At 44.0% G+C, this 259-nt stretch carries 1 protein-coding gene; it reads right to left on the reverse strand.

Annotated elements, in window-relative coordinates; translation table 11 throughout:
* The coding region (locus AYW76_RS18775; RefSeq protein ID WP_067224042.1) for a YraN family protein at positions 1-238 on the reverse strand (238 nt) is incomplete at its 3' end.
* Positions 239-259 lie beyond the last annotated feature (21 nt).

The raw sequence follows: 259 nt of genomic DNA on the forward strand, positions 1-259 counted from the left end.
CTTTGATGAGCTTTCTCATTTTGCTCGTAGTGACGGTTTCCGCAGCATGCCCATAAGCTTGGCTTTTACGATAGCGAACTTCAACGAAAACAATCGTCTCGCCATCTTTCATAATCAGGTCGAGTTCGCCTCCTTTAACTAGGAAGTTTCTCTCAATTGGCGACAAGCCGCAACTGATAAGATACTTTTCAGCTGCAACTTCATAATGTTGCCCTTGTGCTCGTTTATTGATTAGCACTATGCTCCGCCCAACTAATCT

It is taken from the genome of Marinomonas gallaica, from assembly GCF_001639745.1.
Classification (GTDB): domain Bacteria; phylum Pseudomonadota; class Gammaproteobacteria; order Pseudomonadales; family Marinomonadaceae; genus Marinomonas; species Marinomonas gallaica.